The sequence below is a fragment of the Marinobacter salinexigens genome (assembly GCF_008370345.1).
In the GTDB taxonomy this organism is placed as follows: Bacteria; Pseudomonadota; Gammaproteobacteria; order Pseudomonadales; family Oleiphilaceae; genus Marinobacter; species Marinobacter salinexigens.
This window is the reverse complement of record NZ_VTUU01000014.1, coordinates 59,094-75,533: the sequence shown is the minus strand read 5'-3', so window position 1 is coordinate 75,533 and position 16,440 is coordinate 59,094. Positions and strand designations below refer to the sequence as shown.

Below are 16,440 nucleotides of genomic sequence, written 5' to 3'. Positions count from 1 at the left end.
GTGGCTGACGTAGCTGAGCTGGTCGATAAACTGAAGAACGAAGCGAAGGTGATCTGAACATGAGCATCCTGGTAATTGCTGAACATGACAACAGCAGCCTGAAGCAGGCGACCCTGAGTGTTGTAGCGGCTGCCAAGGCCATCGGTGGCGACATCGACGTGCTGGTTGCTGGTGAGAACGTAGGCGCCGTCGCTGAAGCCGCTGCCAAGGCAGAAGGCGTGAACAAGGTGCTGGTTGCAGACAACGCCGCTTACGGTCATTTCCTGGCTGAGAACCTGTCTGAGCTGGTTGCTGAAGTGGGTAAAGGCTACAGCCACATCCTGGCCGCTGCCGGTACCACCGGTAAAGACTTCATGCCGCGCGTTGCTGCGCTGCTGGACGTTGCCCAGGTGTCCGACATCATCCGTGTGGAGTCTGACGATACCTTCGTACGTCCGATCTACGCCGGTAACGCCATCGCAACTGTTAAATCCAGCGACAGCATCAAGGTCATCACCGTTCGTCCTACCGGGTTTGACCCGGTGGCAGCCGAGGGCGGTGCGGCTTCTGTTGAAGCTCTGGACACGGTGAAAGACGCTGGCCTGTCTGCCTTCGTGGGTGAAGAACTTGCACAATCTGACCGTCCAGACCTGGCTTCTGCTGGCATCGTCATCTCTGGTGGCCGTGGTATGCAGAATGGCGACAACTTCAAGATGCTGGAGCAGGTTGCTGACGTACTGGGCGCTGCCGTTGGTGCGTCCCGTGCTGCGGTTGACGCCGGCTTCGTACCGAACGACATGCAGGTTGGTCAGACCGGTAAGATCGTTGCTCCGCAGCTGTACATCGCGGTAGGCATCTCCGGCGCCATCCAGCACCTGGCGGGTATGTCTGACTCCAAAGTGATCGTTGCGATCAACAAGGATGAAGAAGCACCTATTTTCCAGGTAGCTGATTACGGCCTGGTTGCGGATCTGTTTGAAGCCGTACCGGAACTCGAAAAGCAACTGGCACAGTAAGAATTTTTAGCGATGTGTTGTACCCCTCTTGGCCCCCCTGACTGGGGGGCTTTTTTTCAAACGGTTCACTCACCCGGCGCCGCCAAAGGGTATACGTTATGGAGAATGACCAGGGCTTTTTCTTTGCAGTTGGCAAACTGCACCGCAGGATAGCCAAGGAGTTCGGGCAACGACTGACCTGCATCGGCATGACCCAGGGACTTGCTGCGGTAATGATGCATCTGGAGCTTGTTGGCGAGGGATCATCCCAGAGCGAAATCGCCCAAAGCATGGAAGTCGAACAACCCACTCTCGTGCAGCTCATATCCAAGCTTGAGAAACAAGGTATTATCCAGAGAAAGCCCTACCCCGGAGATCGCCGTAAATCGGCCATCTACTTCACCGCCAAAGGCAAAGAACTGCTTACTAGGATAAACTCGATTTACGAATCAACCTGCGAACAGCTTTTTGATCAGATTGACACTTCCCAACTCGATCAAACCGAACAGCTCCTACTGCGCATGTGGAACATGAGCCGATGAAGCCTGCCTCCCAGCCAGAAGCCTTCGAACACTGGCTATCCCAGCTTAAATCACTGGCGCAGGAAGACGGCTGTGAGTGGCTTATATCCTCAGACGCTGGCTACCACAGAGCGGCGTTTAAAAAAGGCCTGACACCATCCGAAGAACTCGAACGTCTGCAAAGGCTTGGTTCCTGGGGTGGATGTGGATGCGGCTCCTGATGTTATCCCTCGGTTAAAAAAATTTTCCTGACACCTTGAATATTTCGAGCGCCGCAGCTCCGCTATTCCGGTTCAACGCCGAGGACGAAGCCATAGCGAACTATGGCTTCTTAACACTGCCATTTAAAACCAGGTAACAGCCAAACCCGATCACTACTCCCCAGAATGCTGAAGACAACCCAAACAGTGATAGCCCGGAAGCTGTCACGATAAAGGTAATCAACGAGGCTTCCCTATGGCTCGCCTCCTCAAGTGCCGCATACAGGTTACCTGTAATCGCACCCAGTAACGCCAAGCCCGCCAATACCGCAACGAAAGCAGCCGGCAGCGATGTAAACAGGCTGACAATCGTGCCTGCAAACAACCCACCCACAAGATAAAACACACCATTAAACACACCAGCCACGTAGCGACGGGACGGATCTTCGTGGGCATCTTTACTGGTGCAGATAGCCGCCGTGATTGCTGCAACAACCACAGTGATACCTCCAAAAAAGGCCATAGGTAACGACACCATGCTGGTCACGCCTATCACCGGTTTGGCCTTGACCGGATAGCCCGCGGCCTGAATGATCGCCATGCCGGGTAAGAACTGGCCAGTCAGACTGACGAGCACCAGCGGTATAGCCAGACTGAGCGTGGAACCAATATTCCACTCAGGCGCAATAAAGACAGGGACAGCGAGATCCCACCGAACACCCGCAAGCGATGCGTTTTCAAGCAACACGGCCAGGGCAACACCCGCTATGAGCAACAGCACCAGAGTGTATTTCGGAAAGAAACGTCTGAAGACCACGTAGGAAATCAGCATACCGATGGCCAGAGCCGGCGTACCTTCAATCGCCGTAAAGGCACCCACACCAAACTGAAAGAGAATACCCGCCATCATGCCCGCAGCCACGCCTTTGGGAATCAGCCGGACAAACGCATCAAAGGTCCCGGTGATGCCAATAATAAATATAATCACCGCTGCCGTTATATAGGCCCCCACCGCTTCATTAAGGGACAGCTCCGGAAACAGCGCAACAAGTAACGCGGTGCCCGGTGCAGACCAGGCTGTGACAATCGGTGCCTTTAGCCAGATCGACAGAACAATTCCGGAGATGGCAGCCCCCATGGAGATCGCCCAGACCCAGGATGTCATCATTTCATCGGAAATGCCGGCACTGGCACCGGCCTGAAAGAAAATAGCCAGAGGCCCGGAATAGGACACCAGTACCGCCAGGAAGCCCGCGACGACAGCAGGTAACGACATATCTCTCAACAATCGCGTCATAGCTTGGTCCTTATGGTTGTCGGAAAAAACGAAAAAGGCCCTGGTCACCTTCGCGCCAGGGCAAATGAGGGGTTCGGCTGACGGCCTCCCTCAGGGTCGCATCAACGCTCCACAATGCATCAGTTGCTGGTAGCCATCCCCATTTTGCTTTCGGCCTTCGGCTCGGCAGCGCCGAATTGCCTTCCGATAAGAGCAATGGCTATTGTTGCTATGGCGCCCGGAACGGCCAGGGCCAGGAAGTTCATATGGTGAGGCAAGGCCAGAGCAAGCAGAGTGCCTCCCAGAAGTGGCCCGACAATCGCCCCGTTACGGCCAATGCCCGAAGCCCAACCCAGACCGGTGGACCGGATGCTGGTGGGGTAATACTGGGCGACATAGGCATACAGCAGAATCTGTGAGCCGATGGTTGTCGCACCCGCAATGCCCATCAGGGTATAAAGGAACCACATCGGGTTGGGGTATCCGAGCATAATCAGAGATACAGAGCCCAGGATAAAGAAGCTCACCAGAACTGAGCGCAGGGAGAATCGATCAGCCAGCCAGCCACCGCCCACGGCGCCGATGATTGCTCCAATGTTCAGCACCATCAGGAACATCAGGCTGGAACTGAGCGCGTACCCTGCCATCGACATGAGCTTGGGCAACCAGGAACCCAGAGCGTACACCATCAGCAGGCAGCAGAAGAAGGCAACCCAGAACATCATGGTGCTGAAGGCGCGTCCACCGCGGAACAGCTCAAGTACAGGCGCCTTGGTCTCGGTGGTTTCCGGCGTAACAAGTCGATCCATCTCATTGATGTCCCGTACCGGGGCCACCTTCTGAAGAATGGACTTGGCTTCTTCCTCACGTTTCTGGGTCATCAGAAATGCCACAGACTCCGGCAGGAATTTCATCATGAACGGCAGCATCAGCATCGGTACGATGGCCAGGTAAAACATGATTTCCCAGCCGTAGTTTGGCACGATCCAGATGCCAAGTCCCGCAGACATCATGCCTCCCACGGCATATCCGGAGAACATCAGGGCCACCAGGGTGCTCCGGCTTTTCTGAGGCGAGTACTCACTCATCAGTGACACCACGTTAGGCATGACGCCACCGATGCCAAGGCCTGCAATAAAGCGAAGTATGCCAAACTGCCACGGTGTGGTTGCAAAGCCATTGATCACCGTCGTGACACTGAAGAGTACAACGCATATCAGAATGGTTTTCTTACGTCCGAGCTTGTCCGACAACATGCCGAAGCCCATGGCTCCAAACATCATCCCGAACAGGGCGCTGCTGCCCAGCAGGCCTGCCACGTATGGATTCAGATTCCACTGATCCATCAGCAATGGCAGAACCACGCCGTAAATCACCAGATCATACCCATCAAAGATAATAATCAGGGTGCACCAGAACAGCACTTTCCAGTGGAACCCGTTAAATTTCGCGTGATCGATAACGTCATTGACGTCTATATTTCTCATGGTCTGTTACCCCGTTTGTTTTACTTGTCGGAGCCTGTCCGTCGGCTAGTTGTATTTAAGGTGTATATCATTCGGGTCTCCCGGCTGCGGCCTATCCGAGGTCGCCCCCTGCCACTGGCAGAACCGTGCCGGTCATATAACTGGAAGCATCAGAGGCAAGGAACAGAATTGGCTCGGCCTGCTCATCCAGGGTGCCGTAGCGATGCATGAAACTGGTGGCATTGGTCTGATCAATCAGCCCCTGATACCACGCTTTTTCCTGCTCGCTCTGATCTTTGGCATTCCGGGGAGTCAGTCGCGGCGGAGCTTCAGTTCCACCCGGGGCCGTCGCATTTACCCGAATGCCCTTCTCGGCATATTCAAACGCGAGGTTCACCGTCAGGGCGTTTACCCCACCCTTGGCCGCCCCGTAGGGAACCCTCATCAATCCGCGGGTGGCCACAGAGGACACATTCACGATGACCCCACCCTTCTGCTCGACCATGTATGGCAGTACCGCACGGCAGCACCACAGAGTCGGAAACAGTGAGCGCTGGATCTCTTTCTGGATCTGTTCCGGCTGGTAGTGCTCAAAAGGCTGAGCCCAGATCGTGCCACCAACGTTATTGATCAGAATATCGATCCGGCCATAGCGGTCATGTGCCGTCGCCATGACGGTTTCAGCACCCTCCCAGGTTTCCAGGTTGGCCTGAACGGCCAGGGCTTCAACGCCCTGGTCCCGCAATTGCGCAGCCACGCCCTGCACATAATCGGCAATGTCTACCAGCACCAGGCGCGCGCCCTCGGCGGCTGCGAGTTCGGCGACCCGCTTGCCAATGCCCTGGGCCGCGCCGGTGATTACCATCACCTTGTTGGTGAAGCGGGGATTCATGCCACCTTCTCCGTAACAGTCACGCTCGGCGTAAACTTCTCGTAGTGGAACGAGTTTGGATCAATACCCTGTTCCCGGAAGTACCCCAGAACGGCATCGACCATCGGTGGCGGTCCGCAGAGGTAAACGTCAACATCACCATCATTAACCGGCGCATCGTCCATGTGGTTGGTCACATAGCCCTTGAGGGGATGGCTGCTTTCGTCACTGGCAACCACTGTCTTGAAGGTGAAGTTTTCAACCTCTTCGGCAAACTTCTCCAGAGCAGCCACGCACACCAGGTCATCGTCGTTGGTGACGCCGTAGACCATATGCGCGGGCTGGTCGCAGCCCTTCTCTTTCAGGTGCTCCAGCATGGACAGGAACGGCGCAAGTCCGGTACCACCGGCCAGCATCAGCACCGGACGCTCAACCGCGCGCAGGTAGAAAACACCCATCGGGCCGGTCAGCGTGACTTTGTCGCCAGTCTTCGCTTTGCCCACAAGCCAGGAGCTCATAAGACCACCCGGAACGTTCCGGATCAGGAAGCTGAGTTCACGGCTACCCGGACGAGAGCTGAAGGAATAAGCCCGTGTCTCTTCGGTTCCCGGAACCTGGATATTCACGTACTGGCCCGGCAGGAACCCGATATCTGCATCGGCGGTGATTTTCAGCTCAATGGCCGTAGGCGAGATCAGGTTGACCTCATCTACCGTGCCCGATACGGCATCATTGCTGGATTTACTGCACAGACTGGAGGCTGCGGGTATTTCCACCACGCAATCACTGGAGGGCACCATCTGACAGGTCAGGACCATGCCCTGTTCGGCTTCCTCATCGGACAACGCTTCGTCGATGTACTCATCTCCCAGATCGAACTGCCCCTGCTGGCAGGAACCCTTGCAGGTTCCGCAAACGCCGTCGGAGCAGTCCATGGGCAGGTTGAGCTGTGCACGGTAAGCGGCGTCGAGTACCGTCTCACCCTCTTTGCAGGTGATGACCCGGGTTACGCCATCTTCAAAATTCAGCGCGATGTTGTATGTCATGATGATGCTCTCCCCATCAATTACAGGTGGTAAACGTCGATCACCTGGTTGATGTAATCGTTTTTCAGAATCACTTTCTTGTTGGTAATCACCGGTTGCTCTCCGCTGCAGTCGAGCGTGTAGAACGAGGTGCCGAAGAAAGTTTCCGTCTTGTGGTAACGATGACTGTTGGTCTGCCAGTTAAAACGCAGCTTAACGGTGTCACCCTCCTGCTCCAGAATCTCCAGATTGGTGGTCAGGTGCACTGTGCGCGGCTCCGGCAGAGAGCTGGCGCCGGAACGCTCAGTCTTGATCCGGTGTACCCGATCCTCCAGGCCATCCCGGTTGGGGTAGTAAATCAGGGAGATTTCACTCAGCGGATCTTCCGTCAAGGTGTCGTCGTCATCCCACGCAGGCATCCAGTAGGTCACATCTTCGCTGTAACACTTGAGCCACTCGTCCCACTCCCGGTCGTCCAGAAGGCGGGCTTCGCGGTTTACGAACGCCTGAATCTGTTCAAAAGTCATGCTCATTTGGAAGCCTCCTCTGACAGGGAAATAAAGCGTGCGCGCTCGGTTTCGATTGCCTTGGTCATTTCATCCACCCAATGCTGGTGATGAGTCACGTACAGGCCCTCGTCCTCCGGGCGGGCACCGCTGAGGATGGGCTTCATGTCGATACGCCTGGCCCACTCATCGGCACCTTCGATCCAGTGCTTGGCACCACGGCTCATGTCATTCCACTTAAGACCCGCAGCTTCATAGCCTTCCTGGCAGCCCCGGAACTCTTCCAGGTCGTCCGGCGTGCCCATGCCCGATACGTTGAAGAAATCTTCGTACTGACGCAGACGCTTGGTGCGTTCAGCAGCGGACTCACCCTTGGGCGCCCAGCAGTAAATGGTGATTTCGGTCTTGTTCACATCGATAGGACGCAAGACCCGGATCTGGGTGGAGAACTGGTCCATCAGATACACATTCGGATACAGGCACAGGTTCTTGGTGGTGCGCACAATAAAGTCGGCACGCTCATCACCCAGTTCCTTTTCCAGGCGTTCAAGCTGACCAAATACCGGACGGACTTCAGGGTTGGTCAGACGGGTCCACAGCATCATGTGGCCGTTTTCGAACGAATAGAAACCACCTTCGTTAGACCAACTCTTTGCATCAACCGCTTCGGTGCCGCCCTTTTCATAGTTACGCTGCCCCATGGTGGACAGGTAGTTCCAGTGCACGGTGCTTACGTGGTATCCGTCAGCGCCGTTTTCGGCGGTCAGCTTCCAGTTTCCTTCATAGGTGTAAGTGGATGCGCCACGCAGGATCTCGATACCTTCCGGAGCCTGGTCAACAATCGCATCAATCACCTTGGTGGTTTCACCCAGATGCTCTTCCAGAGGCAGGACGTCGGCGTTCAGACTGCCGAACAGGAATCCACGGTAGTTTCCGAAACGCGGAAGGTGCTTGAGATCGTGGGAGCCGTCAGTATTGAAGCTATCCGGATAACCGCCTTTTTTCTGGTCCTTGGCTTTCAGAAGCTTGCCGTCATTCTTGAAGGTCCAGCCGTGGAACGGACAGGTAAAGGAGGTTTTGTTGCCGCGCTTTTTCCGGCACAGGGTGGCGCCACGGTGGGAACAGGTATTCAGGATCGCCTGCAGTTCGCCATCCTTCGTGCGAGTGATCACCACCGGCTGACGCCCGACATAAGTGGTGTAATAGTCGCCCGGATTTTCTACCTGGCTTTCGTGGGCCAGGAACATCCAGTTGCCTTCGAAAATGTGCTTCATCTCCAGATCAAACAGTTCTTTGTCCGTGAAGATGCCGCGATCACAGCGGTAGTTACCTGTTTCCGCATCCGCTTCGATGGCGTTGCGGACCTTGCTTTCAAGTCTGTCGAGTTGGCGAGTCATGTTCGTCACTCCATTTTGTTGTTGTGAGCACAATGTTCAGGGCACAGGGTCCCCGTTGCAGGCCCTATATAACGGGCCTGCCGGATCACAAAACGAGGGATTAGAGGTTCTGGCTTAAGCCGTTTCGCCTTCAAGCGCCCGACGGCGTTCGTGACGGGCCTGAAGTTCTGCCTTGTCGGTTGACACCAGCTGCACGTTGAATTCGACCTGGGTATAAGGCGTGTTCAGACCGAACTCTTCAGCTTTCGCTGGATCTTCAATCCGGTTGGCATCGACCACCAGTTCGTCTCGGGTCGCGAAGGCGAAGTCATCGTAGGTGTACTCGTCACCCGCCAGGTTGATCTGCGTGGTCAGGTGTTTGAATCCTGGCTTGGACACAAAGAAGTGGATGTGCGCAGGACGGTTACCGTGACGACCGAGCTGGTTGAGCAGTTGTTGGGTAGAACCTTCCGGAGGGCAGCCATAGCCAGAAGGAATGATAGAACGTGCGGTGTAACGACCGTTCTCGTCTGTCACAATCCGTCGACGCAGGTTGTACTCGCTCTGGGACTGGTCAAAGTAGGAATAAGCACCTTTGGTGTCGGCATGCCAGACATCCACAACGGCATTAGCCAGAGGCTGACCATTTTCGTCTGTTACCTGACCGCTCAGGATCATGGTCTCGGCAGATTCGTCGGAGCCATCATCCATACGCGCAAACGCGTCGCTCTTCGGCGCGCCAGCCACGTAAAGAGGGCCTTCAATAGTGCGCGGGGTTCCGCCGCTCAGGCCGGCAAGTTCGTCTTCCGCATCCATCCGGATGTCCAGGTATTTGTCCATGCCCAGGCCCGGAGCCAGCAGTGCCGCTTCGCCGTTCTGGCCGAGTTCGTTGACATAGTATACGGCCTGCCAGAACTCATCAGGGGTGATATCGAAGTCTTCAATAATCTGAAAGACGTCGTGCATTACGCGGTGAACAATTTTCTTCACACGCTCGTTCCCACCTTCCTTGTTCAAGCCGGCAACTTTCTCCAGCAGATCTTTAACTTCAGCGGTTTGCATTGTTTGAACAGTCATGTCGATTTCCTCGGTGCTTTTGTTGTTGTTGCTCAGTTCATCTCATCAGTTGGCAACGGTGCGTTCTATTTAGCGATCATCCTCATGGATGGAGGACGGGTGCCGGCACAACGGCGCGACGGAAATATCCATATAGGGGAACAGCGGAAGATTGCTGATCAGGTCCTGCAATTCTGCGTTGTCTTCGACATCAAAAATGCTGACGTTGGCGTAGCTACCGGCCACCCGCCACAAGTGACGCCACTTACCCTGCTCCTGAAGGTTCTGGGCGTAGGCTTTTTCCCTGGCCTTGATGTCCGCGGCAACTTCGGCGGGCATGTCGTGCGGGATATTCACTTTCATCTCGACTTTGAACAGCATCTTCATTCCTCCGGTTACTGATCTTTTCTGCGGTAAACAGCCAGTTTGTCTTCATCGATCTCAATACCCAGACCAGGACCACTGGGCAGATCCACACCGTTGTTATGGAAGTTCAACGGCCTGACCACGATGTCATCCTTCATCAACAGGGGACCGAACATCTCGGTACCCCAGTGCAGGGTTTCCCGGGTAGACCAGGCATGCAGAGATGCCGCCGTACCAATGGTGCCTTCCAGCATGGTTCCGCCGTATAGGCCGATACCCGCCGCAGACGCCACAGCAGCCTGATCGAGAACCGCAGCGGGGCCACCCGCTTTTGCAATCTTCATGGCAACGGCTCCGCTGAAACCGGCCGCCGCCAGGTTGTACATGTCCTTCGCGTCCGCCACGGCCTCATCCGCCAGAATCGGCAAATAAAATTTCTCTGACAGCCTCGCCAGGCTGGCGAAATCTTTCATTGGGGTGGGCTGCTCAACCAGGTCAATACCTGCTGCCTGAAGCTCGGCCATACCTTTCGCTGCGGTGGATTCATCCCAGGCCTGGTTGACATCAACCCGGACGCTGGCGCTTTCACCAACAGCCTCTTTGATGGCAGCCACGTGACGTACATCCTCCATCAGGGGACGGGATCCGATCTTGAGTTTGAAGTCACAGTGGCGACGGGTTTCGATCAGCTCCAGGGCTTCATGAATATCTTTAGTGGTATCACCGCTGGCGAGGGTCCAGAGCACCGGCAGATGCTGATGCACAGCACCACCCAAAAGCTCGCAGAGGGGCAGACCGAGACGCTTGCCCTGAAGATCCAGCAAGGCCGTTTCAATAGCAGACTTGGCCAGGCTGTTGCCGCGAGTTGAACGGCTTAACATTACCTTCAGGGTATTGATATTATCTGCTGGCTGATCAATAAGTTGCGGTTTGAAATAGGTTTCAATGGTAAGCTTTATGCTTTCGGGGCTCTCTGGACCGTAAGACAAACCTCCAATGGTTGTCGCCTCACCAAGACCTTCACGTCCGTCAGAGTCCTTCACCCGAACGATAACCATGCTCTGAACCCCCATGGTTGTCATGGATAGCTTGTGGGGGCGTATAGTCGGGATGTCGACCAGAATCGCTTCAATGGACTGAATGGTTGCGGACATGGGCTCTCCGAATCGCAAGTTATAAATCCTGTGATTCGAACAGTACGAAGTTTCACTTAGGTGAACCAATATTGATTAAGTAACAACCAATACCCTGGAGGTATGAATGGAGCTGAGACACTTGCGCTACTTCGTTGCCGTCGCCGAAGCAGGCAACCTCACCCGGGCAGCCGAAAAGCTGTTTATCGCCCAACCTCCCCTGACGAGGCAGATCAAACAGCTTGAAGAAGAAGTCGGCGCGGAACTGTTTATCCGCAAACCGAGAGGGCTGGAAATGACAACTGCAGGCGAGTACTTCCTCGAACAGGCTCGCCAGATTCTGGACAAGGTGTCCTCGACCGTCGAGGACACCCGACGTATAGCCCAGCATCGCAAGACCATCTTCTCCATTGGCTTTGTACCCTCGGTGTTTTATGGCCAGTTACCGAGGATGGTTCGCCGACTGAGACAGAACAAGAACCTGGAAATTGTCCTGCACGAACTCAAGACACGGGAACAGGTAGAAGCACTGAAAACAGGGAAGATTGACATTGGCTTCGGGCGTATCCGGATTGAAGACCCGGACGTTGATCAGGAACTGCTGTTCGACGAACCTATCATTGCTGCCGTACCTGCCGGTCATGAACTGACACTGCACCCGCCCTCCATGAAGGAGTTGTCGGAGTGGCCCATGGTTGCCTTTCCTTCAGGCCCGGGACCCAATTTTGCGGATATCACACAGGGACTGTTTCACCGGCGGGGGCTGAAAATTCACGTCAGCCAGCATGTAAACGATCTCCAGACGGCGCTTTCTCTGGTTGCATCCGATATGGGCTTCACTCTGGTTCCTGAGCAGGTGCGCAAACTGAATCGGGAAGGGGTAGATTTTATGCCACTGGAAGATCACAACATCACCACGCCGGTCATTGCGTCGCGAAGGCGCGGGGAAAACCCGAATGCTGTGATGCGGCTGGCCAACACCATTCTTGATGAACTGGTCGAGAACAGACTGACGGGGCGGTACCCGTAATTAACGGGTGATCCGTCGAACCTTCTCCGCCACGTCTTTCAGGCGCTGCAGATAGGTGCCCTCAAGCGTATCCATATTCACCCGTGCCGCGTTGGTACTGATATTGATCGCCCCCAGGCATTCACCGTTGCCTGAAAATACTGGCACAGCCACTGAGCGCAACGCCGAGTCCAGCTCCTGATCGACAATGGCATAGCCCTGCTCCCGCGCCGAGACTATGGCCTCACGCAGGGCTTCTCTGGAGGTGACCGACGCCCCGGTGTAGGGCTCCAGATGAACCCGATCAAGGAAGGCTTCCAACTCTTGCTCCGACAACTGCCCCAACAAAACCCGCCCCATGGAGGTATAAGCGGCTGGCAGGCGGGTACCCACAGACAGCGTAATCGCCATCAATCGGTGTCGGGCGGCAGACCTCACCACGTAGACCACATCGTCACCATCAAGTACCGCCAGTGAAGACGACTCTCCCAACTCCGCCGTTATATCTTCCAGATACTGCTGGATGACTGCCCGATACTGGTTTGATGCCTGATAGGCATAGCCAAGCTGCAAAACCCGTGGCGTGAGCTCAAACTGACGACCACTGCGTTTTACGAAACCAAGGGCATGCAGGGTAAGCAGAAAACGCCTCGCCTTTGCCCGATCCATATCCGTCCGGGCTGCAACCTCACTCAATGTCATGCGGGGATGCTCGGCATCAAACGCCTGAAGCACGTCCAGCCCTGAGGCCAGGGCTCCCACATAATCCCGATCCCCGGGCTTGAGAATCTGTTCGTCCATTCCGGCTCCTTCAACGCCGTGAAAATTCAGTATCCGCGCATGGTAACAGCTAGTTCGTACTCCGAACATCCGTGCACCTGAGCAAATTGGTGAAATTTTGTACTTGACGATAAGAATCAAATCACGCCATCATGTTCGCATATTAAACTTATGTTCGTATATCGAACTTTTTAAAAGAAACAACACGGAGACACTGCCATGGCTGAATTCCTCTCCCTCCAGGAAGCCGTGAGCCGACACATCAGCAACGGCGACACCGTTGCGATGGAAGGCTTTACCCACCTGATTCCTTTTGCTGCAGGCCACGAAATCATTCGTCAGGAAAAGCGCAACCTCACCCTGATCCGAATGACTCCGGATCTGGTTTATGACCAGATGATCGGTGCGGGCTGTGCAACAAAACTGATCTTCTCATGGGGCGGAAACCCCGGAGTCGGTTCTCTCCACCGCCTCCGCGATGCGGTGGAGAAAAGCTGGCCGCACAAAGTGGACATCCTGGAACACAGTCATGCCGCCATGGCCTGCGCGTATGAAGCGGGTGCAGCAGGCCTGCCCCTGGCAGTGCTTCGCGGATATGTCGGCAGCGACCTGCCGAAAGTTAACGACCAGATCAAGTTCATTGAGTGCCCGTTCACTGGCGAAAAGCTCGCGGCCGTACCCTCGGTTCGCCCGGACGTGGCGGTCATTCACGCTCAGCGTGCTGATCGCAAGGGTAACGTCCTGATTGAAGGCATTGTGGGTATCCAGAAAGAAGTGGTTCTGGCGGCCAAGCGCAGCATCGTGACGGTTGAGGAAATCGTCGACGACCTGGGTGCCTCGGTAAATGCCTGCGTACTGCCCTCATGGGCCGTTACTGCCATTGCAGAAGCCCCCAAGGGCGCTAAGCCGTCCTATGCCCTCGGTTACTACGACCGCGATAACGCCTTCTACAAAGAATGGGACGGCATTGCCCGGGACCGCGAAACTTTCCAGACCTGGCTGAAAGACAACGTTTTCGAGAAAGGAGCCCAGTGATGAGCCTTGAATTTACTTCTTCAGAAATGATGAGCGTCACCGCTGCACGGGCGCTGAACAACGACATGACCTGCTTCGTAGGCATCGGTTTGCCAAGCGAAGCGGCCAATCTGGCACGCCTGACTCACGCTCCTGACGTTACCCTGATTTACGAATCCGGCACGCTACAGACCAAGCCAGACGTTCTGCCGCTGTCCATCGGCGACGGCGAACTGTGCGAGTCTGCCCTGACTACCGTATCTGTCCCGGAGATGTTCCGTTACTGGCTGCAGGGCGGCCACATCAGCGTAGGCTTCCTGGGTACGGCTCAGATTGACCGCTACGCCAACCTCAACACCACACTGATTGGCGACTACCGGGAACCGAAAGTACGCCTGCCCGGTGGCGGTGGTGCCCCGGAAATTGCCACCAACGCGAAGGAAGTCTTCATTACCGTGAAGCACTCCAAACGCACCTTCGTCAAAGACGTGGACTTCGTCACCACAGTTGGCTTCGGTCGCGATGGCAAAGCCCGGGACAATGTTCCCAACATCGGCCGCGGGCCGACCATTGTCATCACCGACCTGTGCATCCTGAAACCCGACCCTGAAACCAAGGAACTGGTGGTTACCTCGCTGCACCCCGACGTAACCCGTGAAGATGTCATTGAGGCCACGGGCTGGGAGATCCGTTTTGCGGACACACTGGAGACCACCCCTGCGCCCAGCGCCAAGGAACTGGAAGTACTGCGCAGCCTGAAAGCACGCACAAACGCCCACCATTCCGGCCAACAGTGAGACACAACATGACTGACGTATACCTTTGCCACCCCCGCCGCTCGGCCATCGGCCGTTTTGGCGGCACCCTTGCCAGCGTTCGTCCTGATGACCTGGCGGCACACGTATTCAAGGCCGTGTTGGCCCAGGCGCCGGAACTGGATCCCGCCGCTATCGACGAAGTGATGATGGGTTCAGCCAACCAGGCTGGCGAAGACAACCGCAATGTCGCTCGTATGTCGGCGCTGCTTGCCGGACTGCCGATCTCCGTTCCCGGAACCACTCTCAACCGTCTGTGCGGTTCTGGAATGGACGCCGTTGGGACCGCCTTCCGCGCAATCCGGGCGGGCGAGATGGACCTTGTACTCGCCGGTGGCGTCGAGTCCATGTCACGGGCGCCCTACGTAATGGGCAAAGCTGATAGCGGCTTCTCACGGGGCCAGAAAATCGAAGACACCACCATCGGCTGGCGCTTTGTAAACCCGCTGATGAAAAAGCAGTATGGCATCGACTCCATGCCGGAAACAGCAGAGAACGTTGCGGAGCAATACGGGGTTTCCCGGGAAGATCAGGACCTCTTCGCGTTCCGCTCTCAGCAAAAAACCGCGCGAGCTCAGCAGGAAGGGATATTTGCAGAAGAGATCGTCCCGGTCTCCATCTCCCGCCGCAAGCAGGAGCCCCTGGTATTCGATACCGATGAGCATCCCCGTGAAAGCACGCTGGAGAAGCTCGCAGCCCTGCCTGCCCCATTCCGCGAAGGCGGGAGCGTCACTGCTGGGAACGCCTCAGGCGTCAATGACGGCGCGGCGGCCATGCTGGTCGCCAGTGAGTCGGCCGTCAGCAAACACAGTCTCAAGCCCATGGCAAAGATTTTGGGCATGGCTACCGCTGGCGTTGAACCGAGGGTCATGGGTATCGGCCCCGTGCCTGCCGTTCGCAAGCTCCTCGAAAAACAGGGGCTTAATATGGGTGATATTGATGTCATTGAGCTGAATGAGGCTTTCGCCGCTCAGGGACTGGCTGTCATGAGGGAACTCGGCATCGCGGATGATGACCCTAGAGTGAACCCGAATGGCGGCGCCATCGCCCTTGGCCACCCCCTCGGCATGTCCGGTGCCCGCCTGCTGATGACCGCCGCCCACCAACTCCAGCGCACCGGCGGCCGTTATGCTCTGTGCACCATGTGTGTCGGCGTAGGCCAGGGTATTGCTACACTCATCGAACGGGTCTGATTCAAGGAGAGCACATGGCATTTCTGAAGCACCAGGGCAGAACAATCTGCTACCGCCTGTTGGGCGACATCAATAAACCTCTGCTGGTGCTCGCGCACCCGCTCGGCATGACCCAGGCTGTCTGGGATGACATGCTGCCAGGCCTGCTCTACCGTTTTCGGGTACTGACCTGGGATCTTCCCGGCCATGGCGCCAGCAGCGCCTGGCCAGCAGATTCCGCTGAAATCACCCCGGAAGACCTGGCCAGCGAAGCCCTGACCCTGGCCAGAACAGCGGGCGTATCCTGTTTCCACTTCGCAGGTACCTCTATCGGCGGTATTGTGGGTCAGCAACTGGTATCGAAACACCCAGGCCAACTGCTCTCCGCAACACTGACCAATACCGGAGCAGTCATCGGCACCCCCGAGGCGTGGAGCCAGCGCGCCCAGGACATCCGTGAAAAGGGTCTTGCCACGATGGCCGAAGGCATTGTCCCACGCTGGTTCGGCCCCGCTGCCTGCGAGGAACAACCGGCGTTGCTGGATGGCTGGAAGGTCATCATGGGCCGCGGCGACGACAACAGCTATGCACTGCTGTGCGAGATGCTCGGCAAGGCTGATTTTCGTGAGAAACTGGCGGGCAAAAATGTACCGCTGCTGCTGATTGGCGGCACCGACGACGTAGCAACCCCTCCGGAATCACTCCAGGCGCTGGCTCAGTTCAGTGACACCTCGGAGCCTGTCATTCTGGAACAGGTTGGCCACGTTCCCTCGGTCGAGTGCCCGAAACGACTGACCGAGCTTCTGCTCAAGCACCTGCTTTAAGTCACATCCAGCGGGCAGAGCCACTGTTCTCTACCCGCTGGCGTCATCCCTCAGCG

General features: G+C 56.2%; 18 protein-coding genes. 8 read left to right on the top strand and 10 right to left on the bottom strand.

Going from position 1 to position 16,440, the window contains the following annotated elements:
• The first annotated feature begins 59 nt into the window (after positions 1–59).
• The 3 genes from FWJ25_RS18280 (at position 60) to FWJ25_RS18270 (ending at position 1,716) form a co-directional block, all read left to right on the top strand.
• A complete protein-coding gene (locus tag FWJ25_RS18280; protein ID WP_149601705.1) occupies positions 60–995 on the top strand; it encodes an electron transfer flavoprotein subunit alpha/FixB family protein in 936 nt (311 codons plus the stop codon).
• Between the two features lie 98 nt (positions 996–1,093).
• Positions 1,094–1,516, top strand: a complete 423-nt coding sequence (locus tag FWJ25_RS18275) for a MarR family winged helix-turn-helix transcriptional regulator (RefSeq protein ID WP_149601704.1) — start codon at positions 1,094–1,096, stop codon at positions 1,514–1,516.
• Entirely contained in the window at positions 1,513–1,716 is a 204-nt protein-coding gene (locus FWJ25_RS18270; RefSeq protein ID WP_149601703.1) for a hypothetical protein, read from the top strand. The genes FWJ25_RS18275 and FWJ25_RS18270 overlap by 4 nt, the downstream gene beginning before the upstream one ends.
• 100 nt (positions 1,717–1,816) lie before the next feature.
• On the opposite strand, the gene FWJ25_RS18265 is transcribed toward FWJ25_RS18270, so the two are convergent.
• The 9 genes from FWJ25_RS18265 to FWJ25_RS18225 all read right to left on the bottom strand — a co-directional run bounded on the left by FWJ25_RS18265 (position 1,817) and on the right by FWJ25_RS18225 (position 10,791).
• On the bottom strand, positions 1,817–2,992 hold the full coding sequence (locus FWJ25_RS18265) for a benzoate/H(+) symporter BenE family transporter (RefSeq protein WP_149601702.1): 1,176 nt from the start codon (positions 2,990–2,992) through the stop codon (positions 1,817–1,819).
• Between the two features lie 119 nt (positions 2,993–3,111).
• Positions 3,112–4,458 carry an MFS transporter gene (locus FWJ25_RS18260; RefSeq protein ID WP_149601701.1) on the bottom strand — a complete coding sequence of 449 codons (1,347 nt, stop codon included), beginning with the start codon at positions 4,456–4,458 and terminating at the stop codon, positions 3,112–3,114.
• Between the two features lie 91 nt (positions 4,459–4,549).
• Positions 4,550–5,329: a benzoate diol dehydrogenase BenD gene (benD, locus tag FWJ25_RS18255; RefSeq protein ID WP_149601700.1), complete on the bottom strand. Its 780-nt coding sequence runs from the start codon at positions 5,327–5,329 to the stop codon at positions 4,550–4,552.
• Positions 5,326–6,354: a benzoate 1,2-dioxygenase electron transfer component BenC gene (benC, locus tag FWJ25_RS18250; RefSeq protein ID WP_149601699.1), complete on the bottom strand. Its 1,029-nt coding sequence runs from the start codon at positions 6,352–6,354 to the stop codon at positions 5,326–5,328. The genes benD and benC overlap by 4 nt, the downstream gene beginning before the upstream one ends.
• A gap of 20 nt (positions 6,355–6,374) precedes the next feature.
• Entirely contained in the window at positions 6,375–6,866 is a 492-nt protein-coding gene (gene benB, locus FWJ25_RS18245; RefSeq protein ID WP_149601698.1) for a benzoate 1,2-dioxygenase small subunit, read from the bottom strand.
• Entirely contained in the window at positions 6,863–8,236 is a 1,374-nt protein-coding gene (locus FWJ25_RS18240; RefSeq protein WP_149601697.1) for a Rieske 2Fe-2S domain-containing protein, read from the bottom strand. Before FWJ25_RS18240 ends, benB begins: the two co-directional genes overlap by 4 nt.
• Before the next feature lie 114 nt (positions 8,237–8,350).
• Positions 8,351–9,292: a catechol 1,2-dioxygenase gene (gene catA, locus FWJ25_RS18235; RefSeq protein WP_149601696.1), complete on the bottom strand. Its 942-nt coding sequence runs from the start codon at positions 9,290–9,292 to the stop codon at positions 8,351–8,353.
• A gap of 69 nt (positions 9,293–9,361) precedes the next feature.
• On the bottom strand, positions 9,362–9,652 hold the full coding sequence (gene catC, locus FWJ25_RS18230; protein WP_149601695.1) for a muconolactone Delta-isomerase: 291 nt from the start codon (positions 9,650–9,652) through the stop codon (positions 9,362–9,364).
• 14 nt (positions 9,653–9,666) lie between these two features.
• A complete protein-coding gene (locus tag FWJ25_RS18225; protein ID WP_149601694.1) occupies positions 9,667–10,791 on the bottom strand; it encodes a muconate/chloromuconate family cycloisomerase in 1,125 nt (374 codons plus the stop codon).
• Positions 10,792–10,897: 106 nt separating this feature from the next.
• Between FWJ25_RS18225 and FWJ25_RS18220 the strand changes: the two genes are divergently transcribed.
• The gene (locus tag FWJ25_RS18220) at positions 10,898–11,800 is read left to right on the top strand and encodes a LysR family transcriptional regulator (RefSeq protein ID WP_149601693.1); all 903 of its coding nucleotides are present in this window, start codon (positions 10,898–10,900) and stop codon (positions 11,798–11,800) included.
• Here the strand turns inward: FWJ25_RS18220 and FWJ25_RS18215 are convergent, their stop codons facing one another.
• On the bottom strand, positions 11,801–12,580 hold the full coding sequence (locus tag FWJ25_RS18215) for an IclR family transcriptional regulator domain-containing protein (RefSeq protein ID WP_149601692.1): 780 nt from the start codon (positions 12,578–12,580) through the stop codon (positions 11,801–11,803).
• Positions 12,581–12,778: 198 nt separating this feature from the next.
• On the opposite strand from FWJ25_RS18215, the gene FWJ25_RS18210 reads away from it, so the two are divergent.
• The 4 genes from FWJ25_RS18210 to FWJ25_RS18195 are packed head-to-tail and all read left to right on the top strand — an operon-like array spanning position 12,779 to position 16,384.
• Positions 12,779–13,594, top strand: a complete 816-nt coding sequence (locus tag FWJ25_RS18210) for a CoA transferase subunit A (RefSeq protein WP_149601691.1) — start codon at positions 12,779–12,781, stop codon at positions 13,592–13,594.
• Positions 13,594–14,370: a CoA-transferase subunit beta gene (locus FWJ25_RS18205; protein ID WP_149601690.1), complete on the top strand. Its 777-nt coding sequence runs from the start codon at positions 13,594–13,596 to the stop codon at positions 14,368–14,370. Before FWJ25_RS18210 ends, FWJ25_RS18205 begins: the two co-directional genes overlap by 1 nt.
• An 8-nt stretch (positions 14,371–14,378) precedes the next feature.
• Positions 14,379–15,581 carry a 3-oxoadipyl-CoA thiolase gene (gene pcaF / locus FWJ25_RS18200; protein WP_149601689.1) on the top strand — a complete coding sequence of 401 codons (1,203 nt, stop codon included), beginning with the start codon at positions 14,379–14,381 and terminating at the stop codon, positions 15,579–15,581.
• Between the two features lie 14 nt (positions 15,582–15,595).
• Positions 15,596–16,384, top strand: a complete 789-nt coding sequence (locus tag FWJ25_RS18195; protein WP_149601688.1) for an alpha/beta fold hydrolase — start codon at positions 15,596–15,598, stop codon at positions 16,382–16,384.
• Positions 16,385–16,440 lie beyond the last annotated feature (56 nt).